General features: G+C 53.5%; 28 protein-coding genes and 1 tRNA gene. 14 read left to right on the plus strand and 15 right to left on the minus strand.

Annotation, left to right across the window (positions count from 1 at the left end; genetic code table 11):
• Position 1: 1 nt before the first annotated feature.
• Positions 2 to 1,075 (plus strand): mRNA surveillance protein pelota, encoded by a 1,074-nt coding sequence (locus TAM4_RS02045; RefSeq protein ID WP_014121576.1) that lies wholly within the window; start codon positions 2 to 4, stop codon positions 1,073 to 1,075.
• Here the strand turns inward: TAM4_RS02045 and TAM4_RS02050 are convergent.
• The 5 genes from TAM4_RS02050 to TAM4_RS02070 are packed head-to-tail and all read right to left on the minus strand — an operon-like array spanning position 1,062 to position 4,311.
• Positions 1,062 to 1,436 carry a HEPN domain-containing protein gene (locus TAM4_RS02050; protein ID WP_014121577.1) on the minus strand — a complete coding sequence of 125 codons (375 nt, stop codon included), beginning with the start codon at positions 1,434 to 1,436 and terminating at the stop codon, positions 1,062 to 1,064. The two genes, TAM4_RS02045 and TAM4_RS02050, sit on opposite strands and share 14 nt — an antisense overlap.
• Positions 1,433 to 1,750 carry a nucleotidyltransferase domain-containing protein gene (locus TAM4_RS02055; protein WP_014121578.1) on the minus strand — a complete coding sequence of 106 codons (318 nt, stop codon included), beginning with the start codon at positions 1,748 to 1,750 and terminating at the stop codon, positions 1,433 to 1,435. The genes TAM4_RS02050 and TAM4_RS02055 overlap by 4 nt, the downstream gene beginning before the upstream one ends.
• A gap of 25 nt (positions 1,751 to 1,775) precedes the next feature.
• Positions 1,776 to 2,771 (minus strand): AIR synthase family protein, encoded by a 996-nt coding sequence (locus TAM4_RS02060; protein ID WP_014121579.1) that lies wholly within the window; start codon positions 2,769 to 2,771, stop codon positions 1,776 to 1,778.
• The gene (locus tag TAM4_RS02065; RefSeq protein ID WP_014121580.1) at positions 2,771 to 3,514 is read right to left on the minus strand and encodes a PP2C family serine/threonine-protein phosphatase; all 744 of its coding nucleotides are present in this window, start codon (positions 3,512 to 3,514) and stop codon (positions 2,771 to 2,773) included. The genes TAM4_RS02060 and TAM4_RS02065 overlap by 1 nt, the downstream gene beginning before the upstream one ends.
• 5 nt (positions 3,515 to 3,519) lie before the next feature.
• Positions 3,520 to 4,311, minus strand: coding sequence for a 7-cyano-7-deazaguanine synthase (locus TAM4_RS02070; RefSeq protein WP_014121581.1), 792 nt, complete (start codon positions 4,309 to 4,311; stop codon positions 3,520 to 3,522).
• Between the two features lie 179 nt (positions 4,312 to 4,490).
• On the opposite strand from TAM4_RS02070, the gene TAM4_RS02075 reads away from it, so the two are divergent.
• From TAM4_RS02075 to TAM4_RS02090, 4 genes are all read left to right on the plus strand, one after another.
• Positions 4,491 to 4,718, plus strand: a complete 228-nt coding sequence (locus TAM4_RS02075; RefSeq protein ID WP_048149699.1) for a FeoA family protein — start codon at positions 4,491 to 4,493, stop codon at positions 4,716 to 4,718.
• A gap of 9 nt (positions 4,719 to 4,727) precedes the next feature.
• Positions 4,728 to 6,716, plus strand: coding sequence for a ferrous iron transport protein B (gene feoB / locus TAM4_RS02080; protein WP_048149702.1), 1,989 nt, complete (start codon positions 4,728 to 4,730; stop codon positions 6,714 to 6,716).
• A gap of 2 nt (positions 6,717 to 6,718) precedes the next feature.
• Positions 6,719 to 6,973, plus strand: a complete 255-nt coding sequence (locus TAM4_RS02085) for a helix-turn-helix domain-containing protein (protein WP_014121584.1) — start codon at positions 6,719 to 6,721, stop codon at positions 6,971 to 6,973.
• Between the two features lie 89 nt (positions 6,974 to 7,062).
• Positions 7,063 to 8,304, plus strand: coding sequence for a sugar phosphate nucleotidyltransferase (locus tag TAM4_RS02090; RefSeq protein ID WP_014121585.1), 1,242 nt, complete (start codon positions 7,063 to 7,065; stop codon positions 8,302 to 8,304).
• A 67-nt stretch (positions 8,305 to 8,371) separates the two neighbouring features.
• Here TAM4_RS02090 and TAM4_RS02095 read toward each other — a convergent pair whose 3' ends face one another.
• Complete coding sequence (locus tag TAM4_RS02095) at positions 8,372 to 9,178, minus strand: diadenylate cyclase (RefSeq protein WP_014121586.1); 807 nt, start codon at positions 9,176 to 9,178, stop codon at positions 8,372 to 8,374.
• Between the two features lie 123 nt (positions 9,179 to 9,301).
• On the opposite strand from TAM4_RS02095, the gene TAM4_RS02100 reads away from it, so the two are divergent.
• Genes TAM4_RS02100 through cyaB form a run of 3 tightly spaced genes read left to right on the plus strand, consistent with a single transcriptional unit; the run spans position 9,302 to position 10,846 of the window.
• On the plus strand, positions 9,302 to 9,850 hold the full coding sequence (locus tag TAM4_RS02100; RefSeq protein ID WP_014121587.1) for a UbiX family flavin prenyltransferase: 549 nt from the start codon (positions 9,302 to 9,304) through the stop codon (positions 9,848 to 9,850).
• A complete protein-coding gene (locus tag TAM4_RS02105) occupies positions 9,847 to 10,329 on the plus strand; it encodes an Lrp/AsnC family transcriptional regulator (protein ID WP_014121588.1) in 483 nt (160 codons plus the stop codon). The genes TAM4_RS02100 and TAM4_RS02105 overlap by 4 nt, the downstream gene beginning before the upstream one ends.
• Before the next feature lie 7 nt (positions 10,330 to 10,336).
• Complete coding sequence (gene cyaB, locus TAM4_RS02110) at positions 10,337 to 10,846, plus strand: class IV adenylate cyclase (RefSeq protein WP_014121589.1); 510 nt, start codon at positions 10,337 to 10,339, stop codon at positions 10,844 to 10,846.
• On the opposite strand, the gene TAM4_RS02115 is transcribed toward cyaB, so the two are convergent.
• Complete coding sequence (locus TAM4_RS02115; RefSeq protein ID WP_014121590.1) at positions 10,843 to 11,406, minus strand: hypothetical protein; 564 nt, start codon at positions 11,404 to 11,406, stop codon at positions 10,843 to 10,845. The genes cyaB and TAM4_RS02115 overlap by 4 nt on opposite strands.
• Before the next feature lie 100 nt (positions 11,407 to 11,506).
• Between TAM4_RS02115 and TAM4_RS02120 the strand changes: the two genes are divergently transcribed.
• Positions 11,507 to 13,744 (plus strand): glycosyltransferase family 39 protein, encoded by a 2,238-nt coding sequence (locus TAM4_RS02120; RefSeq protein WP_014121591.1) that lies wholly within the window; start codon positions 11,507 to 11,509, stop codon positions 13,742 to 13,744.
• On the plus strand, positions 13,711 to 15,894 hold the full coding sequence (locus TAM4_RS02125; RefSeq protein ID WP_014121592.1) for a hypothetical protein: 2,184 nt from the start codon (positions 13,711 to 13,713) through the stop codon (positions 15,892 to 15,894). Before TAM4_RS02120 ends, TAM4_RS02125 begins: the two co-directional genes overlap by 34 nt.
• On the opposite strand, the gene TAM4_RS02130 is transcribed toward TAM4_RS02125, so the two are convergent.
• Entirely contained in the window at positions 15,878 to 16,072 is a 195-nt protein-coding gene (locus TAM4_RS02130; protein ID WP_048149704.1) for a hypothetical protein, read from the minus strand. The two genes, TAM4_RS02125 and TAM4_RS02130, sit on opposite strands and share 17 nt — an antisense overlap.
• A gap of 49 nt (positions 16,073 to 16,121) precedes the next feature.
• Entirely contained in the window at positions 16,122 to 16,307 is a 186-nt protein-coding gene (locus TAM4_RS02135; protein ID WP_014121594.1) for a class III signal peptide-containing protein, read from the minus strand.
• Between the two features lie 103 nt (positions 16,308 to 16,410).
• Here TAM4_RS02135 and TAM4_RS11675 point away from each other — a divergent pair, with 103 nt between their 5' ends.
• Entirely contained in the window at positions 16,411 to 16,629 is a 219-nt protein-coding gene (locus TAM4_RS11675; RefSeq protein WP_148258583.1) for a hypothetical protein, read from the plus strand.
• A complete protein-coding gene (locus TAM4_RS02140) occupies positions 16,604 to 17,149 on the plus strand; it encodes an HTH domain-containing protein (protein WP_048149706.1) in 546 nt (181 codons plus the stop codon). Before TAM4_RS11675 ends, TAM4_RS02140 begins: the two co-directional genes overlap by 26 nt.
• Here TAM4_RS02140 and TAM4_RS02145 read toward each other — a convergent pair whose 3' ends face one another.
• A complete protein-coding gene (locus tag TAM4_RS02145) occupies positions 17,150 to 18,391 on the minus strand; it encodes a site-2 protease family protein (protein WP_014121596.1) in 1,242 nt (413 codons plus the stop codon).
• Between the two features lie 194 nt (positions 18,392 to 18,585).
• On the opposite strand from TAM4_RS02145, the gene TAM4_RS02150 reads away from it, so the two are divergent.
• The gene (locus TAM4_RS02150; RefSeq protein ID WP_237702114.1) at positions 18,586 to 19,974 is read left to right on the plus strand and encodes an ATP-binding protein; all 1,389 of its coding nucleotides are present in this window, start codon (positions 18,586 to 18,588) and stop codon (positions 19,972 to 19,974) included.
• A 40-nt stretch (positions 19,975 to 20,014) separates the two neighbouring features.
• On the opposite strand, the gene TAM4_RS02155 is transcribed toward TAM4_RS02150, so the two are convergent.
• Entirely contained in the window at positions 20,015 to 20,410 is a 396-nt protein-coding gene (locus TAM4_RS02155) for a DUF126 domain-containing protein (RefSeq protein ID WP_014121598.1), read from the minus strand.
• A gap of 9 nt (positions 20,411 to 20,419) precedes the next feature.
• Complete coding sequence (locus TAM4_RS02160; protein ID WP_014121599.1) at positions 20,420 to 21,580, minus strand: aconitase X catalytic domain-containing protein; 1,161 nt, start codon at positions 21,578 to 21,580, stop codon at positions 20,420 to 20,422.
• 93 nt (positions 21,581 to 21,673) lie between these two features.
• Here TAM4_RS02160 and TAM4_RS02165 point away from each other — a divergent pair.
• A tRNA-Met gene (locus TAM4_RS02165) sits at positions 21,674 to 21,751 on the plus strand.
• Between the two features lie 23 nt (positions 21,752 to 21,774).
• On the opposite strand, the gene TAM4_RS02170 is transcribed toward TAM4_RS02165, so the two are convergent.
• Genes TAM4_RS02170 through TAM4_RS02180 form a run of 3 tightly spaced genes read right to left on the minus strand, consistent with a single transcriptional unit; the run spans position 21,775 to position 24,003 of the window.
• Positions 21,775 to 23,052 carry an ABC transporter permease gene (locus tag TAM4_RS02170; RefSeq protein WP_014121600.1) on the minus strand — a complete coding sequence of 426 codons (1,278 nt, stop codon included), beginning with the start codon at positions 23,050 to 23,052 and terminating at the stop codon, positions 21,775 to 21,777.
• Positions 23,049 to 23,804 carry an ABC transporter ATP-binding protein gene (locus TAM4_RS02175; protein WP_014121601.1) on the minus strand — a complete coding sequence of 252 codons (756 nt, stop codon included), beginning with the start codon at positions 23,802 to 23,804 and terminating at the stop codon, positions 23,049 to 23,051. The genes TAM4_RS02170 and TAM4_RS02175 overlap by 4 nt, the downstream gene beginning before the upstream one ends.
• 1 nt (position 23,805) lies before the next feature.
• On the minus strand, positions 23,806 to 24,003 hold the full coding sequence (locus tag TAM4_RS02180; protein WP_014121602.1) for a helix-turn-helix transcriptional regulator: 198 nt from the start codon (positions 24,001 to 24,003) through the stop codon (positions 23,806 to 23,808).
• Position 24,004: the final 1 nt, after the last annotated feature.

A 24,004-nucleotide genomic window follows, 5' to 3' on the forward strand; every position in this document is an offset into this window, starting at 1 on the left:
CATGCAGATACTCGAGGAGAAGCCCAAGGAGGGCATAGTGAAGGTAAAGGCCGAAACGCTGGACGACCTTTGGCACCTCTACCACGTCATAGACCCGGGAGATATAGTTTACGCTAAAACCCTTAGAAAGCAGGCCCAGAGGGCCGACGCGCTGAGGGCCGAGAAGGTCGAGGTCATTCCGGTCTACCTTGGCGTCAAAGCCGAGAAGATAAACTTCCACAAGTTCGCGAACCAGGTCCGCGTTACCGGGCCGATAGTTTACGCGAGCAGAGAGGATGTTCCCCTCGGCAAGTACCACACGATAACGATTGAAGAAGGAACGGTCGTAACAATCCAGAAGCCCCGCTGGAAGGAGCACCACATAGAGCGCCTTAAGGAGGCGATAGAGGCGTCAAAGCGGGCAAAGGTCATGATTGTGGTGATAGACGAGGGAGAAGCCGATATAGCGCTCGTCCGCGAGTACGGCGTCGAGATGGTCGCTAGCATAAGGCGGAACCTCGGCGGGAAGCGCTATAACACCGACCGCGAAAGCGAGGAGAAGCGCTTTTTCCACGACTTGGCCAAGACTATGGCCGAGCTCATGGAGAGGGAGAAGATTGAAAAGGCGATTGTAGCTGGCCCGGGCTTCGTCAAGGAGGACTTCCACAAGTTCCTGCGCGAAAACTACCCCGAGCTGGCCAAGAAGGTCGTCATCGAAGATACGAGCGTAACCGGAAGGACGGGCATCTACGAGGTCATCAAGCGCGGAACCGTTGATAGAGTTTACCACGAGAACAGGGTTGCCAAGGAAGTCCAGCTCGTCGAGAAGGTCCTTGAGAACATCGCGAGGAACAACGGGCTGGCCACCTACGGCCTCAGGGAAGTGGAGGAAGCGGTGAACTACGGGGCCGTTGAGACGCTTTTGGTCCTCGACGAGCTGTTGAAGGGCGACCTAAGGGAGAAGGTCGAGGAACTCATGGACGCGGTGCGCTATTCAAGGGGTGAAGTTGTCATCGTCAGCTCTGAGCACGAAGGAGGAGAAAAGCTGAAGGCCCTTGGCGGCCTCGCGGCGTTGCTGAGGTTCAGGGTGAAGTGAGCTTGGAGCGCACGAAGGAGAGGGCGAGTTCGGCGAGCTTTATCGCGTTCTCAACCTCTTCTTTATCCGGCTTGTGGAGGGTTGGATACCTCGCCTCAACGGCGTAGGCGGTCAGAACGTCAACATCATCATCGAAGAGCTTTAGGAATTCCGAATCCACTTCAGCGCACAGGAGTATGAGCTCCCCAATGTCATGGGTTCGCTTGATAGGCATTCCCCTCGATACTAAAAACGCTTTTAGGGCTTTCTCTGCACACTGCTGGGCGTGAAAAGTCGCGTAGTCGTAGAATTTGAGGGAAAGGCTGTTCTTGGCCAGCACGAGGTCTTTCTCGGCCTTCTGGAGCCACTCTCTGAAGCTCAAATTTTCACACCCTCCCTGAGGGCGTAGTAGTAGAGGAAGCCCGTGTCGTCTTTGACCTTCTCCAGCTCGTCCCTTGAGATGAAGAGAATATCCGCCTTGATCCCCTTCAACAGAAGCTCCCTGTGCATTCGTTTGTAGGCTTCGAGTTCCATTTTCCTTCCTACCTGCTCCGACAGAACAACCAGAACGTCCCAGTCGCTGTCGGCTCTAAAATCCCCCCTGGCACGGGAGCCGAAGAGGATTATCTCATCAACTTCAAGACCAAGTTCGCGTGATACCCTCAAAATCACGTCGCGGATAAGCTCCGAGCTCATGGGTGATACTACACCTTCCCTCTATTTATCGTTTGCCATAGAGCTCCGCGTAGGGGTCGCCCTCGAACTCGGGGAAGGGTCTCTCCTCGCTACCCTCCATGAGAACCCTCTCTTTCTCCTCGGTGAACTCGCCGAGCTCAAACGCTAGAATTCCATTTTTAAGTAATTCGACAATTAAAGCATCGCTTTTCTCGGGCGGCGTGATGGCTATCAGCGTCCCGGTTGAGGAAACGCTCCACGGTTCCAGATTATAGAAATCGAGAACCTTCTTGACCAGTGGATCGAGGTGGAGCTTATCGGCGTAGACCCTGAAGCCCACCCCGGAGTTGTCGGCTATCTCATGCAGAGCTGTTAAGCCGCCTTCGGTTGCATCGTGCATTCCCCTCGCAAAGTTCCTCGCGATAAGGGCCTCTGGAACGACGGTTTCGAAGTAAAAGGAGCGCTTTAGCCTCATGAGTTCCTTCTTGGTGAGCTTCCCGAGGAGCTCCTTCTCCCTGAAGTACGCCGCCGAAACCGCGAACTCTAGACCGACCTTGGCGGTCACGACTATCCTATCTCCCGGTTTCGCTATCGGCAGCTTGAGCTCTTCCTTCCTCACCGTTCCAGCGACCGTTGAGGTGCCTATGGGCTCCGTTATTGAGGGATAGACGCCGGTATGCCCCCCGATGATTGAACCCCCGTACTTGAGGCACTCCTCGTGCACGTCGCCCATTACCTCCCCGACGTACTCCTCCGGCGTACCCTCGGGAAAGAGGAGGTTGAGCACGAGCCACCTCGGCTCTGCACCGAAAACGGCGACGTCGCTGGCCGCGAAGTGGTAGGCGAAGAACCCGAAGGCCTCTCTCGGGACGCCGATGACTGGGTCCGTTGCAACGACGAGATAGTTCTCACCGTCGTACTCGAGAACGGCGGAATCAAAGCCTTCCCTCGGCCCGTAGACGACCTTCTCATCCTCAACGCCCAGATACGGGAAGACGACCCTTTTGAGGACATCGTTCCTGAGCTTTCCGGGCTTTAGCATCACCACCACCTGTATAAGATGATAGTGACGTTGTCACGAGTTACCCCGAGGGCCTCCCTCAGGAGTTCCATAACGGCTTTCCCGGGCTCTTCGTTCCTGGAGAGTACATCAAGGATAGCCTCTGCATCAAGGTAGTCGTGGAGCCCGTCGGTGCTTAGGAGAAGCCAGTCCCCGGGTCTGGCCTCCCAGCGGTAAAGATCGACCGCAAAGCGCTTTCCTCTACCCCCGATAACGTGGGTCAGCCTTCTGGAAGCTTCCATGGCTTCTGCCTTTGTTAATGCAATCCCCTTGTCCAGAAGTTCCCTGAGCAGGTTGTGATCCCTCGTTGAGGCCACCACGTCTCCATCCCTTATGAGCTGAGCCCTGCTGTCCCCGGTGTTGGCCAGAAAAACCTCCCGTCCCCTGATTACCGCGCTCAGGAGCGTGGTCCCCATGCCTTTTCTCTCGCCAACTGCCTCCTCCAGAACGGCCGAATTCGCCAGCTCGTGGGCTTTCCTCAGGAGGAGCCTAAGGAGCTGTCCATCTATCCCGTCCTCGTATTCATCCACAACGACCCTCTTCGCGGCGGTCAGGGCGATCTCAGAGGCCACTTCGCCAGCCGCGTGCCCGCCCAGGCCGTCGGCTATCCCAAGGTAATAGCCCGAGGGCAGTTTTTCAACTATGAACCCGTCCTCGTTGTTGGATCTGGCACCAACGTCGCTCACGGCGCAGAGGTACGGAAGGCAGAGCCACTTCGCGTCCATTCCTATCACCGTTTGAACTTTTCGATGAGCTTTTTAATCTCTTCCATCGTTTCCGGATCGGGATCCCAGGCCATGACCTCAAAACTGGGAACGCGAACGCTCACCCTCACCTTTCTCCTCCTCGCGATCCTGCTCACCTCGTAGTTCACTCTGTAGGCCAGGTCCATTAGTTCCGGTTTTATCGTTTCTTCCGTATCTATGTATTGGAGCGGGCACCCCTCGCGCCACTGCCTCCTCCTCGCGTGCTCGTACATGCGGTAGGGCTTTATCCCGACTTCGTCTGCGAGCTCCTCAACTTCCTCCGCCGTGTACCTAATCAGGGGACGGAGTATCGGAAGCCCAATCCTCGGAAGCTCGCAGAGCCTTATGTCACCGGAACACTGGTCGAGCAGTGCCCCGATTATCTTGTCGTTGGCGTTGTCGCCCTTCGCTAAGACGTCAAAACCGTTGTTGATGGCAAACCACTTGGCGTTCCAGAGCATGACCTTCTTGCAGTGGATGCAGACCGGCCCCTTCCTGCCAACGGCCTCGCGGAGGAGACCCTCTGTGATGTCCACGAGGTAGTGCTCGACGCCGAGGTTTTTTGTAAACTTCATCGCCCAGTTGAGCGTTTCGCGCCAGCTCCAGCGGTGAAAGAACGTTAAAGCGGAAACGTTGAGCTTAGCCTCCTTCAGGAGGTAGAGAGCGAGGGAGCTGTCCTTACCGCCCGAAAAAAGCATCAGTATTTTCCTGTCCCTTAAGCCGGTTTTCCGGGCGAAGTTCCGGAGATCCTCGATAACCGTCCCGATTTCCACCATGTTTCTGAATACCCTCCGGCCTTAAAAACGTTTGAGAAACGCCCTGCAAACCCGGGATGCGGTTTTTAGAACTCCCCTGTTTTACATTTCGAACCTCTGAGTTTTGTTAGGCTCACCAAAGCTTTTTAAGTCTCCTGAGCAAACTGAAGTGGAATTAGGAAAACCTAACGGTGATGAACATGATTGTGCCTTTACTCTCATTGAATCCCGGCGAGAGGGGCGTTGTAATCGATCTGCGAGGGGGGCCGAACTTCCGGAGCAGGCTCTACGCAATGGGCCTGGCGCCGGGTGCAATCGTCAGGGTTCTCGAGAACTATCCCAGGGGACCGGTTATAGTCGAGGCCGGCGGAACGAGGCTGGCCCTCGGCAAGGGAATGGCGGCGAAAGTGCTCGTGAGAAAGCTCTGAGGTGGTAGCATGGCGATGAGAGTTGTCGCCCTGGCCGGCAACCCCAACGTTGGAAAGACGACGATATTCAACGCCCTAACTGGCATGCGCCAGCACGTCGGCAACTGGCCCGGCGTTACCGTCGAGAAGAAGGAGGGAGTTTTTGAGTACAAAGGGGAGCGCTTTCTCGTCGTTGATCTGCCCGGAACCTATTCTCTCACCGCCCACTCCGTTGACGAACTCGTCGCGAGGAACTTTCTCCTCAACGGAAACCCGGACGTAGTTGTGAACGTTGTAGATGCCACTTCTATTCTGCGAAACCTCTACCTCACGATGGAAATCTTCGAAATGGGACTGAAGAACGTAATCATAGCCCTCAACAAGCTCGATTTGGCAGAGAAGAAGGGAATCAAGATAGACCCCGTGAAGATGTCCAAAGCCCTGGGCGTCCCTGTCATTCCGCTCAGCGCCAAGGAAGGGGCAGGAATCGAGGAGCTCAAGGAAAAGATATGGGAGATGGCGCACGGGAAGATAAAGACGAACCCCGTTCTACCGCGCTACGACGAGGCTGTGGAGAGGGAAATCGAGCACATCTCCAAGTGCCTTGAGGGAACAAAGTTAGCGGGCCGCTACCCGCTCCGCTGGCTGGCGATAAAGCTCCTCCAGCGCGACGATGAGGTCATGAAGCTCGTTCTCCGCTATCTCGGCGAGGAGAAGCTGAAGGAGATAATGACCCACATAGGCGAGGCCGAGGAGCGCTACGGGCGGGCGATGGACCTGATCATAGCCGGCCAGAAGTACGAGTTCATAGACGGCCTTACCCATGAGTTCATGAGCTACGGGAAGACAAAGGAGACGCTCACAGACCAGCTCGACAGAATCCTCGTCCACCCCGTTTACGGCTTCATAGCGATGGCCTTCGTCTTCTACCTCGTCTTCAAGTTCGTCTTTGCCTTTGGAATGCCCCTTCAGGGGATTCTGGACGATGCCTTCAGCAGGTTCGGCGAGTGGCTCGCTCCCCACATAGCGAATGAAACCCTTCGCGGCCTCCTCGTGGACGGCATAATCGGCGGTGTCGGCTCCGTCTTGAGCTTCTTCCCCCTCGTCTTCCTCCTGTTCCTCGCCTTATCTTTCCTCGAAGACCTCGGCTACATGGCGAGGGTAGCTGTGCTGATGGAGGGCATCCTCAGGAAGTTCGGACTGCCGGGCAAGGCTATAATACCGCTCATCCTCGGCCTCGGCTGCAACGTTCCAGCCGTTATGGCCACGAGGACGCTCGACGAGGAAAGGGACAGGCTCGTTGCCATGTTCGTGAACCCGTTCATTCCATGTTCCGCACGTTTGAGCGTCATCAGCTTCCTCGTCGGGGCGTTCTTCGGTGGGGACGCCCTCGTCGCTCTGACAATCTATCTGCTCGCCTTCGCGGTGGCGTTGCTCTCTGCCAAGCTCGTGAGCAGGTTCGTTTCGGGCGAGGAGAGCCCCTTCGTCATCGAGCTCCCTGAGTTCCTCCTTCCAAGCTGGAGGAGTCTGCTCCTCCACTCGTGGGAAAGGAGCAAGGAGTTCGTCCAGAAGGCCGGAACGGTTATCCTCGTCGGTTCGATAGTGATATGGTACCTCAGCAACTACCCAGTGCCGATGGGAACCGGGAAGAGCTACGCCGAAAAGCTCGGCCACCTCGTTGCGCCTTACCTTCACCTTATGGGCCTCGACTGGAAGGCCGGAGTGAGCTTAATCTTCGGAATAATTGCCAAGGAGAACGTAATCTCGACGTACAGCATCCTCTACAGCGGCTTGAGCGGTGATGCTCTCAAAGAAGCCATGATGTCCTCGATGAGTCCCCTGCAGGGCTTCGTCCTGGCGGTCGTTACGACGCTCTACATACCGTGCATAGCCACCATAGCGGCCATAAGGGCTGAGAGCAACTGGAAGTGGGCGCTCGCTGTAACTGCATACATGATAACCGTCGCCTCGCTCCTCGGAATCCTGATATGGCACGTCGGAACGGCGCTGGGGTTGTGAAGATGGGGAAGCTGGAGGAAGTGCTGAGGCTCATCAACGAGGGCAAGCGGTTTCCCCAGGACATCGCGAGGGAGCTCGGGATTACGGTTGGGGAAGTCGAGGGAATAATCGAGCTCCTCAAAGGCCTCGGCTACATCGAGGAGGTTGAGAAAGGCCCGGCCTGCGAGACCTGCCCGCTAAGGAAGGTCTGCTACGGGAAGTGCCTGCTGCCCAAGGTGAAGGTGCTTAGGCCGAGCTTTGACCTTCGAGAGGATTGATCGTGAAATGAATTTCTCAGGCTTTCTCCCTCCTATTTTACGCCCGTAAAATATTTAAGCTTCCAGCCTTAGATGATGATGGTGATACCATGAAAGCGGTTATTCTCGCCGGAGGATTTGGTACGAGGTTGAGGCCAATCTCATCGACTAGGCCGAAGCCGATGGTCCCTGTTCTCGGCAAACCAAACCTCCAGTACCTGCTGGAGAGCCTCGAAAAGCTCAAGGAGATCGACGAGGTGATCCTCTCCGTCCACTACATGAGGGGAGAGATCAGGGAGTTCATTGAGGAGAAGATGGCGGATTACCCCAAGGAGATAAGGTTCGTCAACGATCCGATGCCCCTCGAGACCGGCGGCGCGCTCAAGAACGTTGAGGAGTACGTGGGCGAGGACTTCCTCGTGATCTACGGCGATGTTTTCACGAACTTCAACTTCGGGGAGCTCATCGAAGCCCACAGGAAGAACGACGGCCTCGTTACGGTCGCTGTTACAAAGGTCTACGACCCGGAGCGCTACGGTGTCGTTGAAACTGACGAAGATGGAAGGGTCGTTCACTTCGAGGAGAAGCCCCACAGGCCCAAGACCAACCTCGTCGATGCCGGAATCTACGTCGTGAACAAGAAGGTCCTTGAGGAGATCCCCAAGGGCAAGGAGGTCTACTTCGAGCGCGAAATCCTGCCGAAGCTCGTGTCCAGGGGGCTCGTTTACGCGTACAGGATGCCCCGCGAGAACTACTGGGTCGACCTCGGAACGCCGGACGATCTCTTCTACGCGCACCAGATCGCGATGGACGAGATAGCGAGGGAGAACGGCTACATGGTCATCAAGGAAAGCGCCGAGGTTCCTGAGGACGTTGAGATACAGGGGCCGGTTTACATCGATGAGGGCGTTAAGATCGGCCACAAGGTGAAGATCAAGTCGTACACCTACATTGGCCCCAACACGATCGTTGAGGACAGGGCGTACTTCAAGAGGGCCATCTTGATCGGCAACGACATCGTTAAGGCCGAGGCGGAGATCAAGGACAGCATCCTCGGGGAGGGCGTCGTCGTAGGGCGAAACGTCATCCTCAAGGAGAACGCGGTCGTCGGCGACTACGCCAGGATCTACGACAACCTCGTTATCTACGGTGCCAAGATACTGCCATGGAAGAAGGTCGAGGAGTACGAGGCCTACATCAAGGTAAAGCTCGACCCGACGAAGGTCAGGCCCGGCCAGTACCCGGACCGCTGTCCGCTCGGCCTGCCGGAGTGCATCTACAAGAAGTTCAAGTCCATAGCCGGCGAGAAGCCGCCGTGCGACGAGTGCATCGAGAACCAGTGGCTGTTCTGATGCCGTTGTACATTCTTATTTTTTAAGCCTCGCCCGTTAGGACGGAGAGCGATGAACGTTTTTGTCCTCAATATTTCATCCTCGGGTTATACTCGAGAAGCATCATCCCGTTTTTGAATATCCTTATGGTTCCGCTCTCAGAGAGGCTTATGGCGGTTGCCTTGGTCAGCTTGGTTATGCCCGCCGCGGCTATGTGCCTGCTTCCCAGACCGGGGGGAAGTCTCAGATCGAGGCTCTTAGGATCCACCTCAAGGTAAACTCCCGCGGCCAGTATCCTTCCCCTGGAGCTCACTATGAAGGCCCCGTCCAGCTGGGCGAACTCCTTGATGATCTCCTTGCTCTCCCGGTCAAGGACGTTTATCCTGTGGCCCTTGAAGGGATTCGGCAGCATGCTGTGGGAGTGCTTCATGACGTTCTTGACGTCGCCGACGACGAAGATCGTGCCGATCGGGTGCCCCTCCCTCCCCTCGATGCTCAGTTCAATGGCTATCTCGAGGAGCCTCTGGACAACTGATTGGGACTGGGAGAAAAAGCCGTTGACCGCGAAGAGGTTCTTTTTAACGGATTTGATGCCGAGCTCGGAACTCGACACGTAGACGAACGATTCTCCCTCCTTTATGAGGCCCTGCTCTATCAGGAAGGCCGAAACGAGGTTGAGAACGCTCTCCCTGTCGAGGGTTGGGGGAATGCTGAGGCGGATTAGGCGCCTGTTGCGCACGTCGAAAACGGGCCCTATGACGACAACTGTAAACTTTGTGTTGAGGAGAAGTGCCGACTCAACCTCCTTTGGAGGGGCCTCTAAGAAGACTATTATCCGGGCCTTTATCCTCTCGGCAACGGCAACCGCTGTCTCACTAAGGACATTAATTGTCATTTTTTCGACCCTTAGGGGGATCTTCCCGTTGGATTATTTAAAATTTTTGTTACCAACCGGGGATCCTTGCGGGGAATTAGGTAAGCTTAAAAAGGGTAAACTTGTATAAATGGAGGGAGATTGATGAGGGGAAAGCTCAGGGTAGTGGTCGCGATAACCGGAGCCAGCGGCAGCGTTTACGGTGTGAAGCTAATCGAAACACTCAGGATGCTTGGACATGAGGTTATAACCCTGGCATCGAAGAGCGGAATGGCTGTTGCAAAGCACGAGCTCGGGGTTGATCTAAAGCCGGATTACGACGAGGATGACCTATTTGCCCCCGTTGCCTCGGGTTCTTATCGCTTCGACGCGATGGTTATAGCTCCGTGCTCCATGAAAACCCTGGCCTCGATAGCCAGCGGTATAACGGACAACCTGATAGCCCGGACGGCGGACGTGGCGCTAAAGGAGAGGCGGAAGCTGGTGCTCCTCATCCGCGAGACCCCGCTGAACGTGATACACATCGAGAACATGCTCCGCGTTTCGAGGGCAGGCGCGATAGTTATGCCAGCTTCTCCAGGTTTTTACACAAAGCCCAAAACATTGGATGATATGGTAAACTTTATAATATGGAGAGTCCTAGATCAGATCGGGGTAAATGTAAACTATCCAAGGTGGGGTGAAGGGCCATGATACAGCTCGACGACCTCGATAGGGCTATACTCAGGTTGCTCAAAAAGGACGCGAGGCTTACGATCTCCGAGATAGCCGAAGCGCTTAACAGGCCCGAGTCCACTGTTCACTTCAGGATCAAAAAGCTCATTGAGAGAGGAGTTATAGACCACTACACGATACTCCTTGGACCCGAACTAAGGCCCAAGAGGACCGCTTTGGTTATCCTCCAAGTTGAAACGCCCATAATTGAGGACTTCCTCGAGCGCTACGTTAACCATATAATGAAGACCCTTTCGATGCTTCCCAACGTCCTCCTCGTTGCCAAGAGCGGTAGGGACACTGTTATAGCCCTGCTCGGCGACGAGAACGAGGAGAAACTCAACGCCTTCATAGACGAGAACATAAGGACCCTGCCGACGCTCAAGTCGGTCAACGTTTACCCGATAGACGACGTGAAGAAGGGCGAGGAGCTGGTGGGCTTCCTCGTGGAGGTGTAGCCAGGGCATGGAGATCGAGGTGAAGTTCCGCGTGGATTTTGAGGAGACAAGGAAAAAGCTTGAATCCCTCGGTGCTGAGCTTGTCAGAACCGAGGAGCAAGAGGACCTCTATTTCTCCCTTCCGCCGAACGAGCTGCTGAGGCTTCGACTGATACGGAACCTTGGGAAGGCGTACCTCACCCACAAGATAATTACAGATCCCGGCAGGAACGAGGAGTTCGACGAGATCGAGGTCGAAGTTTCGAGCTTTGAGGGGGCGAGGGAGATACTGAGGCGCCTCGGCTTCCGGGAGGACGTGCTGATAAGGAAGCACCGCCTCGTTTACAAACTCGGAAACGTTACCTTCGAGCTCAACAGAGTGGAATGTGTTGGGGATTTTCTGGACATCGAGGTGATCTCCGAGAACCCGGTGGAAGCAAAGGGGAAAATCTGGGAGCTCGCGAGGAAGCTTGGGCTGGGTGAAAACGACGTCGAGCCCCGGCTTTACACCGAATTGATAAAGGAAAAAGGATGCTAAACCAGCTTTTCGAGGGTTTCCCTCGCTATATCGCCGAGCTTTACCCACTTCTTGCCCTCGAAGGGGAGTATGACTTTATCCTCAACGTCAACGAGCTCCTTCACGAGGCCCTCAAGCTCCTTTATCCTGAACTCGCCGATGAGAACCAGCATAAAGCCCTTCTGGTTGAGGTCGCCCTCCCTTAGAACGCGCTCCGCCTCCTTCATGAACAGCCCCCAGTACTTCCTCGCCACGTCGGGGAGGTCCTTTGCGAGGCGGTAGAGGAGTATCATTGCGTTCTCGCGGACGTAGGGGTTGCGGGACTCCACGAGGCTGAGGAGCCTTTTAATCGTTTCCTCGTTGAGGTGGGGCTTTATAACGTCGGGGTTGTTCTCCATGACCATGACTATTGTGAGGAGGGCGTCGCCAACGATGCCCGGGTTTGAATCCTGGAGGAGCTCGAACAGCGCCTCCCTGACTTTCTTGTCCTTGACGGCATCCTCCACGACCAGCTGTATCTGATCCCCCTCAAGCATCTTCTTGACTTTACCCTTCTTTGATCCGAATGACAGGAATCCCATTGATATCACCTTCTTTCAGTTTGGTTCCGAACGGTTAAATCCTTTTTGGAACCGGGCCTAAAGTTTTAAAGAAAGGGTCTTATCTTGGTGGGGGGATTGAATGAGGCCTCACCGTTTCCAGTCCCGTGACGCTACCGTCATCGCGCTCCTCGCCGTTCCCTACCTCCTGCTCAGGATCATGGTCATTCACGGTGGGATGAACGAATACTTCGACTACGACGAGGGCACCTATCTCATGATAGCCCGCTTCATAAACCACGGAATACTGCCCTATCGGGACGTTTTCGCGGTGCATCCTCCCCTCTACTACTACCTCCTCGCCCTGTGGCTCAGGATCTTCGGTGACAGCTACGTCGTTGGCAGAACCCTCTCCGTTGTCCTCGGTCTCATCGCGATGGTCTTTGCATACCTTACGGGAAAGGAGCTGAAGGACTGGAGGCTTGGCGCACTCTTCGCCTTCATTCTGGTCTTTGATCCGACCATGGTCCAGATGAACTCCCTCGTGTTCCACGAGACCTCGATAGAGCTCTTCACGGCGCTCTCGCTCTATCACTTCGTCAGATACTTCAAGACGGGTGAAATGAAGCAGGCTTACCTCTCGCTCTTCTGGGCCGGGCTGGGAACCACCTCCAAGTTCACGATAATCCCCTACGCTGTGGCGCTCTACGTGACGCTGGTGCTTTCCCTTGACGGGGAAACGCGCGGGTACGTGGAAAAAGCCGCGTCCCTTCTCTTTAACAGGGTTCAAACGTTCATACTGGCCGCCACGACGCTCTTCTTGGCCGTTATCATAGTTGATGCAATAGTCTCTTATCCTTCCGATTTTCTGAGGAGCATATTGATCGTTCCCGGGATACATCCCATAAACACGATAGGTCAAATCTTCTCCGTTGGTCTGTTCCTGGCTGTGTGGGGGGTTCTGTTTCTCCACGTCACCGGGGTGTCCTACGTGGGGGCAATCAGGAGAACCGTTGTAGTTCTCGCAAGGAACCTCAAACCCGCCCTCAAGATGGCCCTTGTTCTACTTGCCCCCAAGGTGGTGGTCGAGGGTGCTCTCGGCCTCGCGGTTTCCAAGTCATACATCTATCAGACGTATCTTGCACAAAAGGGACGCTATGCCCCGATAATCAACCCGTTCTCCTACGTTAATCAGATCATGAAGCACCTGTACTCGGCCAAATCTCAGGATTATCTGGTCTTCTACGTTCCGGCGATGGTTCTGCTCGCGGTGCTGTTAATTGAATGGGCGAAGGGGCGGAGGTTCAGCCTCGAAAAGGCCACCGGATCGCTTCTCCTCATGAACTTCCTCATGTACTTCCTGGTGTTTCCCATAGTTCCGAATCAGCGCTTCCTGTACTCGTTTTTCATGGTATTCTACCTCGTCCTGTTCTACGCACTTCTCGGTCAGCTTGAGCGTGAAAAACATGGGCGGGCGCTCCTTGGGGGACTTTTGGTGGTGATGGTGCTTGTTGGGGTTTCCGGGATTGGAATGGCCTACAGGTATCCCAGGGGTGATCTGCTCATCGCGTGGGAGTCCCATGGCAAAGAGCTCAGGGATGACCTCGGAAGGTACATAACCCAGCACAACATTTCAAACGGACTGTACTTACCGATGAATCCCTTCAACGCCTACTACCTTCATTTGAGGATAAACCCATGGTATCTTGACGTCTTTGGAATTACCTATCTGTGCAATTCAACACAGTTCTGGGTAGCTGTCAACCAGAGCGATTACGTAATCTTCAGCACGTGGATGTACGCGATGGAGATGGAGTCTCACGTTTTCAAAACCACGTTCGGAAAACTCGAAAAGATCGCCCACATGAACTATACGGTGATGTTTTCCAAGTCGTACTTCAGGGGGGACGTGATAACCCTTGTGAAGAGATCCGGCTCCAGAAACGCCGTCTCATTCGATGCCTACCTAGGTAGGATGAGGGTGTGGATAAACGGATCTCCCATTTTCTTCCTGCATGCGTTGAGTGGATCCCTGAAGAACGATGACTTCACTGATATAGAGCTGATAAACGGCAGGTATTCGGTGACCCAGAGGGTAAACGGAACCGTGATAAAATTCTCAATGTACCATAGTGAGAACGGTGTGGATCTTCGGTTTTCCAGAACCCTTAACGTGACGCTGGAGTTCCTTGAGCCCGTTGCTGTCCTCAACGCCACCGGGAACTACGCAAAACCCGGTTATAATGGCGTGCTAAGGGTATACGCCCCAGAGCAGGGTGTTGAGTTTAACCTTGATCTCGGGGGTGGAAAGATAGTCTCGATGTCCCCGAAGGAGGTTGTTATCGAATGCAGGGAACTAAGAATTCTCTTGTCCGGCTGATAGAACTCGTCGCCCTCCTCGCTCTGGGATTGGTTAGCCCGTACTTTTCGATTCTGGTTATCTGGTATCTGGGTTTTCTCGTGCTGGACTGGCTCCCGCCGCTGTGGAGGCTTGCGCTCGGGCCGGCGGTGGGGATGGGGATAGTTATTTTTGTAGTCCACATAACTAGCATTGTTGGGTTTTCTATCTGGCTCACAGTACCAGTAGTTTATCTTATAACGTTGCTTCTCTGGTGGAAAGATTCCAAAGGATCTTCGTTATCCAGCATGTGGAATGAAATTCCATTAATTGACAGGTTATTCTTGTCTATCTCAGTTTTCCTGTCTGCAGGATTGAAGATACCCTTCTTGAGTATTCCTTCTTATTCAAGTGCTCCTAAGGATCCCGTGTTTCATGCGTATAAAACTTGGGAGATCTTGAAAGAAGGAACGATATTTATCAAACATGCACCAATATCTTTCTCTGGAATTTTGACGTATCCTGCGGGGTATCACTCACTTGTTGCTTGGATATCTCTAGTAAGTGGAGTTAAAGTGCCATTTTCCATGATGAGTTTGCAACTTTTCACGTGGATATTCCTTCCATTAGGTACATATCTCGCTTCTTGGAGTATGTTTCAAGATAAATGGGTCTCTCGTATATCCGCCGCGGTGATGCCTTTAACGTATCTTTACTACTATTATCTTCATTACTCATTATTGCATTTGTTTCTTGATTACTATCTTCTTTTAGCTTCCATAGCGGTTTATACCCAGTTGATTACTGAGATTACCAAAGATTCCGTCAAACAGTATCATGTATCTTGGTTTGTGATATTGTTTTTACTGACATCCTCTCTTTTAATAGTACATCCATACCCCTATCTACTATTCCAGGCCTATGCGCTTTTTTTAGCTGTGTTAATTATTCCAGGCATAACTACCTCTCAAAAAATGAGAACATTGTTTTTATTTTTCTTTCAGGCAGCGGGTAGTTTCTTGGTCTATTATTTTATTGAAGCTCCAAATCGCCTTAACGTTGAAAGATACTCCAAGCCCTTGTTTCATATTAGCAAATACTACCTTAAGGATAATCCGCATTGGTTCTATTTTATATTAAAACAAACGTTTTGGGCCAATGGCCAGTTTGTCTTCTTGCCATTTTTTATAGTTTCGACGTTCTGGATACTTCACAGGAAAAACAAACAAGGACTTGCTTTGATATCGACATTGTTGTTTTTTATCTTCTTAATTTTTGATAAAATATGGTTTCATGTTAACGTTCCATATTATTCGGCAATATGGAACTCAGAGCGTATTTATATCCTTCTAACACCCTTATTTCCTCTATTGCACGGTCTAGGGATTTCTTTGGTTAAAAGACACATTGAAGCGAGAAGAAAAGTAATATTGGCTATTACACTAACAGCACTTTTTGTAATTCCCGGAACATATGTTAATATAGATAATTATGCTAGGGAACTTTGTGTTACCGTCGACAATAATACATTGCTAGCATTTAGATATGTTGACTCTCTCACGGGCCCGATCTATGTACAAAACTCCCTGATGGACTCGGGAATTTGGATTCCCATTTTTACGGATAAGGAAATAATAAGAGTGACCACTCCTCCAAAAAAAGGCATCTTGTACGTGGACTCCAGAGGTTATGGAGATATCCATGCACCTCCACTAAATCCTCTTCAGTTAGTGAATAAGTCAGCGTTGATTTCATATTATAATGGAATCTGGATTTTTAATCTTTCCCAGACGTGGCGTGATTCTAGAGAGGACGCACTTAATGATCTCTATCGCCATCTTATGCTTCGCAGGAATTCTATCAAGGCTTACAATTTTGAGGACTGGAGATATTTTGTCTACGGCTTCCTGCTTAGACACCCCGTTGTCGTCAGGGGAATCCTCCTTAAACAGTGGAGTGGCGTATTCTCGATTGTGAACGACTCGTATATAGTGTTCATCCCCGATCAGAACTATTCTTCCCTACGGATAATAGGTCTCGGTGAGCCTGCCAGGGTGTACCTGAACGGGGTTTACCTTGGGGTTCTTGACAGGGGATCCGTATCCTTTATGACAACGCTGGAAAAAGGGAAGTTCTATGTCTTGAAGTTTGAAGGAAAAGTGTACATAGAAAGGATCATCCTCCGAGGTTAGAGGAAACCTCGCTCAGAACTCTCTGATTGAACTGACTCTCGGCATTTGAGAGCGAATCCGCGAGGTTCTCCTCCCCTCCCTTGATTATCTTCGCATAGTGCAGGCCCCAAACAACTATTATCAGTATCAATGCAAGCATAAACAGGTATTCGATTGTACCTTGGGCCAATCTTCTCATTATATCACCTTCCTGAAGAAATTGCGAATGGGTAAAAAAAGGTTAGAAATCAACTGCTAAGAGCAGAACTGAGCTCCTTGCTAACTGCGGTATTAAGTTGCTCCTGCCCCTGCTGGATGGTCTGACCGGTGCTCTTGCTTGAGCTCTTGAGGTACTTGATCACCACTGCAACGATGATGAGCGCCGCCGCAATCATAAACAGGTACTCGATTGCACCCTGGGCCTTCCTCATCATTCACATCACCTCCGGGAGGTCTTGTCAAAATATTTAGCCTGAAACCCCTTTAAATAGGTTTCTCCATAATTTTGTCGGATTTCCTAGCAAAATTGGGGGATTGTTGGGGAGCATTAACGAGGATGTAAACGTATTGAATATATCACAAAATAGCCCCGGCTGGATTAAAGTTAATACAATAAGATTTGAGGTGGCACATTTTGACATGATTTTACTACTGCATTTTAACGGATGGAAAAGCGTGAAGAGGAAGGGTTTATATATTTTACGCCCCTACATAGCTTCCGGGGAGGAGTATGAGGCTGTTCCACGTCTCCTGTGAATCCGCCAGCGTTGAGGATTGCATCGAGGAGTTCACATCGAAAATAAACCAGGTATTATCAGGTTCTGGATGTTACATAAAATCAGCAGACCTTAACCTGACGTTCGGTGCGTTTATGCACCTATCGGCGGGACTGCTGGTTGATCCCTCAACCCCGGGCGGAAGGGTCGTGGCGAAGTATTCCGCAGGAAGGAGCAGGGAAAGTGCCATTGAGGGCGTCCTCGCGGAGATAAACCCCCTGATCGAGAACGCCGAGGTTGTCGCGTTTAAGTTTGGAACCTACACAACGCCGGTGACGAGGCGAACCTACGCTGTGGGCGTCGTTGCCTACAACCTCCCTATGAAGCCAGCGAGCCAGATAAGCGAGACCGCCGACAGAAGAAAGCTCCTCGCTCACGTGCTCTCCCTGTTTGAATACAACCCCAAAGTTCTCAACATCTCAGAACTCGCAAGGGTCTTCGGCGTTTCGAGGGATACTATCTACTACGACATTCAGCAGATACTGAAGGAAAAAAAGTGATCACCTGACGAAGAACGGCACAGGGGTTGCGGTCAGCACGAATATTATCAGGGCGAGGATTGCCAGAGCCTTTCTGCTCCACGAGATCGGGCTGACCTCGTCCAAAGCCCCGGGGTTTCCGGAGCCACCGATGAAGAGCACGAGCAGACCCCATATCATCCATCCGCTCCAGAGGTAGCTCATTAGTATCAGTGTCAGTCCTATCCCTATCGTGAAGTACCTGTGAAGCCTCTCGCTCATGAAGGCCCTCGCTATGTGCCCCCCGTCTAGCTGTGCGGCCGGGATAAGATTGAGGAACGTGACGAGGATCCCAACCCAGCCCGCTATGGCAACGGGATGCAGGAACACCACGTAATCACCGCCGGCGACGTTTTCACTCAGTATGAGCTTCTCAAGTATCGTGAAGAACAGGTTCGTGCCGAGGTAGAGCCCCTTGCCGGAGCTTGGGACAAGGGAAGCCGGAACCACCGGGGAAAGTCTGAGCCCGATTATGGTGACGGGAATCGCCACCAGAATGCCCGCTAAGGGACCGCTGACACCGAGGTCGATGGCGGCGTTTCTGGTTGGAACCGGGGACTTTACCCTTATCACTGCCCCGAGCGTTCCGAGCAGGTTGGGGAAGGGAATGAAGTAGGGGAAGGTTGCCTTAACGTTGTGCATCGTTGCGGCTATCTTGTGGCCCATCTCGTGTGTTCCCAGGATCGCCAGCACGCTGAGGGAGAAGGCAACGGCTATGACGTACGGATTCCGGTAGCCCGGCAGGCCCAGCTGGTCGAGCGTCGCTATGTACTGGATCGCGAGAACGTAACCGGCCCAGAGTGTGGAGAGCAGGGTGAGGATGAAGAGCGCTATTCCTACCTTCGGGTTGTCCGGCTTAACCTCGCCGGCCGGAAAGACGTACAGAACGACATCCCCTCCGGCCCTCTTTAATGCGGCCCAGTAGCCGCGGCCTTCAAACTCCTGCAGAACGGTCTCAAAATCCCGTTCGAGTATTTCTAAAACCCTGAAAACGTACACCTCGCCCCTTTTTTCAACGAACTCCGCCCGGTAGAACCTCGATACAAGTTCTTCAACTCCAAAGAGGTCCTCACCCGCAGAAGGTGCCTCTCCGGCATCGATGGCAAAGCCAACAAGAACCATGTCGCCGCCGCATTTGGGGCACGCTCCTTCAAGGAGGGCCTCGTTTGACTCGATGATCTCCCTGTGCCCGCAGTTGACGCACTCGTAAATTCCCTTCGGCATCTTCTCCCCCAGTATGGAGGGAAGGGAAAGGTTAAAAATCTACCCGTCGATGATTTCGATCTTGCCTTTATCGGTGTGCATCTTTCAGCGAGGGCATCATTGTATCCTCGAGAAGCTTAACTTGTTCTGGCAATACTAATTAAGTGATACAAGACAATAGCTTTTTATCCTACCATGATGAACTACACTTGGTGGTGGCCTTGGAAGAAAGACTGATTGAGAGCCTCGTGAGGAGGACCATCGACACAGCCGAGGCAAGGCTCAGAAAGTACGTGTTCACTCCAACCGGAGAAAAAAGACCTGAAAGGAAACCCCTCACGAAACTCAAGGAGAATGTTGAGTTGTTTCTCCAAACCCGGGAAAACAGCCTTCTGGTTCTCTACGGTCTTCGCGGTGTCGGAAAGACCACCATGCTCGCTCAAATCTACTTCAAGCTTCTTCCCCAGATTCCAAGGGAGAGACTTGTCTACGTCTCCCTCGACAAGCTTCGCTCGCTGGGAATAAGCCTGAATGACTTTGTCCGAGCCTACGAACGCCTCCTCGGTGAGAGGATTGAAGAGCTGAGTCAGCCGACCTTCCTATTCATCGACGAAGCCCACTATGACGAGAACTTCGGGATTACGGTGAAGGACCTTCATGACTCCGTGAGTAACCTCATGATTGTGGTCACTGGATCTTCTTCACTTCCCCTTAAGCTCGACCCCGACCTGATGAGAAGGGCCAGAAAGCTCAGGGTGCCGCCTTTAACCTTCACAGAATACCTACTTTTAAAGAAGAAAATACAAATCCCCGAGGAGCTCAGTGCAGCTTTAAAGAGGGCATTCCTCAGCTGTGATTTCTCAGAAATTGAAGAGCAGCTTGGGGGAGTGCTCCTGAAGTTTACTGAAAAAGACGTCGAGGATTACCTCATCCAAGGCTCGCTCCCCCTTTACCTCGCTTCGCCAAACCCGCTTGAGGATGCCTATGAGATACTGAGGAAGATTGTCGAGGTTGATTTAATGCACGAGGGTCTTTCCGAGACGACGAGAGAAAAGGCCCTTGGATTGTTACTCCTCCTTGCTTCCGGCGAGAGCTTGGCTTACGATGACCTGAGCTCGACTCTGGGGCTCGCCAAGGCGACCGTGGAAAAGATGATTGAGAAGCTTGAGGACCTCGAAGTCATCTTTCCGGTAAGGGCCTACGGCTCTCTGGGCAAGGTCGCCCGAAAGACCCCAAAATACAAGTTCCTGGCACCAATGTTGAGGAGCGCGGTGCTTTACGAGTTCGGACTCTTTGAGAGGGATTCAAAAACGCTCGGTATGCTCCTTGAGGACGCGGTTGCTCTTTATCTCCATCTGCTCGCTAGGGAGCACAAACTCGGCCTTCACTACGATGCCCAGAGGGGCGGTGCGGACTTCATCTTGAAGGGACACGGCGAAGGAGTCGTGGTTGAGGTTGGTTGGGGGAAGAAGGGCGTCCGTCAAGTTCTCAGGACCATGAAGAAGACTGGATTAACCTGCGGCGTCGTGGTTCACAATGGGCCGTTGAAAAAGAAAGGAGACGTGTGGTTTGTGCCGAGGGAGCTCTTTTTGCTGATGCTTTGAATTCTTCTGAATTCTTTGGTTTTAAGAGTGAGAAAACTGCTCAACCTTCCTCGACCTCAACCTCGCCCAAATCGGCATCAACCTTAACCCTCGCCCCGCTCCTCAGCTTGGACACGTCTATCCCCTGAACCATTGGAATGCCGGCTATTATCGCACCCGTTGCCACTATCGTCTCGGCTTCGCCGACGATTATCGCCTTCGGTGCCTTTCCGTTCTTCTTGAGGGCGTAGATTACGTAGGAGCCGACGGTTGAGCCCTTCCCGCGTGGGAAGGCGAGGATTTTGCCCGCTATGCTCTGACCCCTTATGTCGCTCTCCGCGTCGGTGACGATTCCAGTCTCGGGGTCAACTCCACCGAGGAAGGAGAGCGGTTTCTTTGACACTATCAGCTCGCCCTCAGCCTTTCCGCCGACGACCTTCCTTCCCTTCAGCTTCATTCTACCACCTCACGGGGCTTTTTTTATGAGTCTCTCGGCGTCGTCAAGCCTTACGCTAAAGCCGAAGGAGCGGAAGTAGAAAGCCGACTTTCCGCTGTTGGTGGCGATGCCGTTGTACCAGCCCTTAATCGGCGACACGACGAAGCACGAGTCCGCTATAATCCGCCCGTTGTAGCGCTCTATCGTTTCGGTGTAGCCGAGCGAGTCGGATAAAGCCTTAACGGCCCTGCTCGCGGTTATGAAGAGCGGTATCTTTAGGGGCCTTCCGCGCATTCTCAGAAGTTCGGCTATCTCCTTGATTTCCACCAGGGAAGCGTGCGGACAGCCTATGAGAATCATGTCTATCTCGCTCCAATCGTCGGAGAAGCTCTCCCTGACGGCCCTCAGGTCAGCTTCCTCAACCGTCACCGTCTCTATCCCGTCGGAAATCGCGTTCCTGTATTCGGGCGTTTCGCCTTCGACGTGGTAGAGCGCTATCGAACCGGTAGCGGCCATAGAAGCGCCGAGCTCCTTGAGGTAGTCTAGGCTTTCCGGTTTCAGGCCGGTTATGTAGGGCACGTCGTTTCCGAGGGCCTTTCCAAGATGGTAGCCGAGGGCGGAGTAGTCCACAAAGGTCTTGACTTTAGCTTCTACCTTCACCTTCACGGTCGCCTTCCTGTTCTCGTCGAGGTGAAGTCCGTATTCCGGCGTTTTGCCGACTATGGCTGATGCCAGGCTCGACGGCCCGCCCTCGCGGTTGGTTCTGGCCCCTATTATAGAGTTTGCGAAGGAAACCGCCGAGCTCTCGCTCCAGGCAAGGTGGTCGCCGAACTTCGGAAGGTTCGCCCCGTAGTAGGGGGTGCAGGTCGAGGTCACCTCTATCCCCATCGCGCGGTAGAGCTCCAAAACCTCCCTCTGCTTCTCCATGAACTCGTCGTCGCCTATTCCCGCCGGGTTGAGGGTCGTGTAGACGCTGACCCTCGCTCCAGCATCCACGAAGTCCCTCAGGAACTCAATGCCGGCCTCGCCGAGGTTTTTGTAGGAAACTCCAGCAATCTGGGCGCTCTTTATGGGAATCAACCGCTCCGCCCCGTAGATGTCGCCGAGTGCGACGAGGATTTCCATCGCCTTCTGGAGTGCGTAGCCGTACTCGCCGGCCAAGATAAGCTCCTCTTCCTTCGTCAGGTACATGACACCACCGAACTAAAAACGACCTTGAAGAATATAAAGCCCGCTCCGAAAGATTTATAAACTTCCTTCGGTTCACTAACTAACGGGTCGAGCAGCGGGGTGGGGCAGCTAGGAGTGCCCGCCGGGCTCATAACCCGGAGGTCGGAGGTTCAAATCCTCCCCCCGCTACCAGATTCGGTTTTCTCGCCTTTTGCTCAACCACCGCGCCTTTTCCTGCCCCATCTGATCCTCGCGGTTAAAACTTTCTCGCTCGCGAATATTCTCGCGGTCGCGTACAGCGTAACTCCCGCAGCGATTCCCAGGTACAGGATGCTCCACGCGACCGATCCGTAGTCCCCCATGAGGATGTAGCGGTAGTCAAGCGTCGGATGGGTGAACGGACTCGCGAGAAGCAGGTATCTGCCAAGGGGCGGGAGCTGGGTCACGTCCACGAAGCTCAGGATGAAGGTGGGGAAAGCCAGCGGCAGGATCACCGAGCTCACAACTGTGTTGGCGCTCTGGACGTCTTCGGCGAAGACAGCCAGGAGCATCGCCAGGCTCAGCGAAAAGGCTATCGTCAGGAAGACGACGACGCCGAAGAGGGCCAGTCCGGCGGGTGTTACCGAAAGGCCGAGCTCGCTCAGCGAAACCCCGGTCTGGGCCCCGAAGCTCGCCATGTACTGTTTGAGGCCGATCATGTAGGCTAAAGCCGCTATCACACCCATAACGGCCGTTCCGGTTATCTTTGACGCGACTATCGTTGTTCTCTTTACCGGGAGCGTCAGGAGGGTTTCGAGGGTCTTGTTTTCCTTCTCGCTGGCCACAGCGCCGGCGGCCATCTGCGACGTTATCATGACCATGAGGAAGACTATCAGGGGCAGCCCGTAGGACTGCGAAGCCAAAACCTGCGAAACGACAGTTGGAGGAACGTTGATTATCCTGTCCATGAAGTACGATCTGCTCTCCGCCCGTATGGGGTGCAGTATCGCCTCCGGATCCCTGGCGCCGAGGGACCTGACCTTCAGCCTCGCTATCTCCTCGGAAAGGACGCTTATAACTGCGTTGATCCTGCCCTCGCTCACGCTCTCCCTCATCCCCGAGCTAAGTCCCTTGAAAACGCCGTACACCTCGACCGTCGCTATCCTGTCGGACTCTATGCTCTCACTGAAGTTGGGAGGGATAACAACCAGAACGTTTTGATTCTCCTGAAGTGCCCGTTTTAGCGCTTCCTCGACAGACGGGGCAGTTATAACGGTTACACTCACGTTGGGACTCGCGTTGAGGGCCTTTATCAGCAACTCGCCGTACTTTCCGTCGTCGAAGTTGACTATCGCCACGTGCGTTTCCTTCGTCGCGCTCTCGAAGCCGAACTGCATCATCCTGCCAAGGGCCGGGTAAACGATGAGCGGCACTATGATCAGGCCGAAGAGCAGTTTTTTATCCCGGATCAGGTTCTTTACCTCCTTCTTTGCCAGGACGAGGAAATCGCTCACGAGCCCTCACCTCCAACCGGCTCGGGGACGCTGACGCCGATGGCCCTCATGAAGACCTCCTCCAGGTTCTCGGCGTCGTACTTCTCCTTCAGCTCTCCGGGAGTTCCAATCTCGACGATCCTTCCGTCCGCTATCATGGCAACGCGATCGCAGAGGAACTCGACTTCGAGCATGTTGTGGCTTGAGATCAGAAACGTGGTATCCATCTCCCTCGCGAAGCGCCTTATCGTCTTTCTGATCTCGTAGGCGTTCACTATGTCGAGCCCGCTCGCCGGCTCGTCGAGAATAGCTAACTTCGGCCTCACCATGAGGGCCCTCGCTATCAAAAGCTTGCGGGTCATGCCCTTGGAGTAAGTCGAGACCTTGTCGTCGAGCCTCTCTCCCAGACCCGAGAGCTCAACGCCGAGCTCGAGCATTTCCCGGGCTTTCCGCTCGTCTTTGGCGTAAAGTTTCGCCATAAACTCCAGGTACTCCCTTCCGGTAAGGTTTTTGTAGGCTCCTGCTTCCTCGGGCAGGTAGCTGATGAGAGCCCTTACCCTGTCGGCCTCCTTAACCACGTCATGGCCGCCCACTCTCGCCGTCCCCCCAGTCGGCTTCAGCAGGGTGGCGAGGATTTTGAGGGTCGTGCTCTTTCCGGCACCGTTTGGCCCGATGAGGCCGAAGATCTCGCCCTCCCCGATGGAGAAGCTTATCCCCTTCAGGGCCTTGACCTTCCCGTAGTCCTTCTCAAGGTTCTCAACCTCGACGAACATCTCAATCACCGTCGTAGATGAAGATGTCCTCGATTTTAGCACCAAAAAAACGGGCGATTTTGAAGGCGAGCCTGAGGGAGGGGTCGTATTTACCTTTCTCAATCGCTATAATGGTCTGCCTCGTAACTCCTAGGGCCTTTGCGAGCTCCTCCTGGGTCAGTCCTCTCGCCTCCCTCAGCTCGCGCAGGCGGTTCTTCATC

Source organism: Thermococcus sp. AM4 (assembly GCF_000151205.2).
GTDB lineage: Archaea > Methanobacteriota_B > Thermococci > Thermococcales > Thermococcaceae > Thermococcus.

Excerpts from the sequence above, each read along its gene's own strand:
- TAM4_RS02045 (WP_014121576.1), top strand. The coding sequence starts at position 2 with ATGCAGATACTCGAGGAGAAGCCCAAGGAGGGCATAGTGAAGGTAAAG.
- TAM4_RS02055 (WP_014121578.1), bottom strand. The coding sequence starts at position 1,750 with ATGAGCTCGGAGCTTATCCGCGACGTGATTTTGAGGGTATCACGCGAA.
- TAM4_RS02060 (WP_014121579.1), bottom strand. The coding sequence starts at position 2,771 with ATGCTAAAGCCCGGAAAGCTCAGGAACGATGTCCTCAAAAGGGTCGTC.
- TAM4_RS02065 (WP_014121580.1), bottom strand. The coding sequence starts at position 3,514 with ATGGACGCGAAGTGGCTCTGCCTTCCGTACCTCTGCGCCGTGAGCGAC.
- TAM4_RS02070 (WP_014121581.1), bottom strand. The coding sequence starts at position 4,311 with ATGGTGGAAATCGGGACGGTTATCGAGGATCTCCGGAACTTCGCCCGG.
- TAM4_RS02075 (WP_048149699.1), top strand. The coding sequence starts at position 4,491 with ATGATTGTGCCTTTACTCTCATTGAATCCCGGCGAGAGGGGCGTTGTA.
- feoB (WP_048149702.1), top strand. The coding sequence starts at position 4,728 with ATGGCGATGAGAGTTGTCGCCCTGGCCGGCAACCCCAACGTTGGAAAG.
- TAM4_RS02085 (WP_014121584.1), top strand. The coding sequence starts at position 6,719 with ATGGGGAAGCTGGAGGAAGTGCTGAGGCTCATCAACGAGGGCAAGCGG.
- TAM4_RS02090 (WP_014121585.1), top strand. The coding sequence starts at position 7,063 with ATGAAAGCGGTTATTCTCGCCGGAGGATTTGGTACGAGGTTGAGGCCA.
- TAM4_RS02095 (WP_014121586.1), bottom strand. The coding sequence starts at position 9,178 with ATGACAATTAATGTCCTTAGTGAGACAGCGGTTGCCGTTGCCGAGAGG.
- TAM4_RS02100 (WP_014121587.1), top strand. The coding sequence starts at position 9,302 with ATGAGGGGAAAGCTCAGGGTAGTGGTCGCGATAACCGGAGCCAGCGGC.
- TAM4_RS02105 (WP_014121588.1), top strand. The coding sequence starts at position 9,847 with ATGATACAGCTCGACGACCTCGATAGGGCTATACTCAGGTTGCTCAAA.
- cyaB (WP_014121589.1), top strand. The coding sequence starts at position 10,337 with ATGGAGATCGAGGTGAAGTTCCGCGTGGATTTTGAGGAGACAAGGAAA.
- TAM4_RS02115 (WP_014121590.1), bottom strand. The coding sequence starts at position 11,406 with ATGGGATTCCTGTCATTCGGATCAAAGAAGGGTAAAGTCAAGAAGATG.
- TAM4_RS02120 (WP_014121591.1), top strand. The coding sequence starts at position 11,507 with ATGAGGCCTCACCGTTTCCAGTCCCGTGACGCTACCGTCATCGCGCTC.
- TAM4_RS02125 (WP_014121592.1), top strand. The coding sequence starts at position 13,711 with ATGCAGGGAACTAAGAATTCTCTTGTCCGGCTGATAGAACTCGTCGCC.
- TAM4_RS02130 (WP_048149704.1), bottom strand. The coding sequence starts at position 16,072 with ATGAGAAGATTGGCCCAAGGTACAATCGAATACCTGTTTATGCTTGCA.
- TAM4_RS02135 (WP_014121594.1), bottom strand. The coding sequence starts at position 16,307 with ATGATGAGGAAGGCCCAGGGTGCAATCGAGTACCTGTTTATGATTGCG.
- TAM4_RS02140 (WP_048149706.1), top strand. The coding sequence starts at position 16,604 with ATGAGGCTGTTCCACGTCTCCTGTGAATCCGCCAGCGTTGAGGATTGC.
- TAM4_RS02145 (WP_014121596.1), bottom strand. The coding sequence starts at position 18,391 with ATGCCGAAGGGAATTTACGAGTGCGTCAACTGCGGGCACAGGGAGATC.
- TAM4_RS02155 (WP_014121598.1), bottom strand. The coding sequence starts at position 20,410 with ATGAAGCTGAAGGGAAGGAAGGTCGTCGGCGGAAAGGCTGAGGGCGAG.
- TAM4_RS02160 (WP_014121599.1), bottom strand. The coding sequence starts at position 21,580 with ATGTACCTGACGAAGGAAGAGGAGCTTATCTTGGCCGGCGAGTACGGC.
- TAM4_RS02175 (WP_014121601.1), bottom strand. The coding sequence starts at position 23,804 with ATGTTCGTCGAGGTTGAGAACCTTGAGAAGGACTACGGGAAGGTCAAG.
- TAM4_RS02180 (WP_014121602.1), bottom strand. The coding sequence starts at position 24,003 with ATGAAGAACCGCCTGCGCGAGCTGAGGGAGGCGAGAGGACTGACCCAG.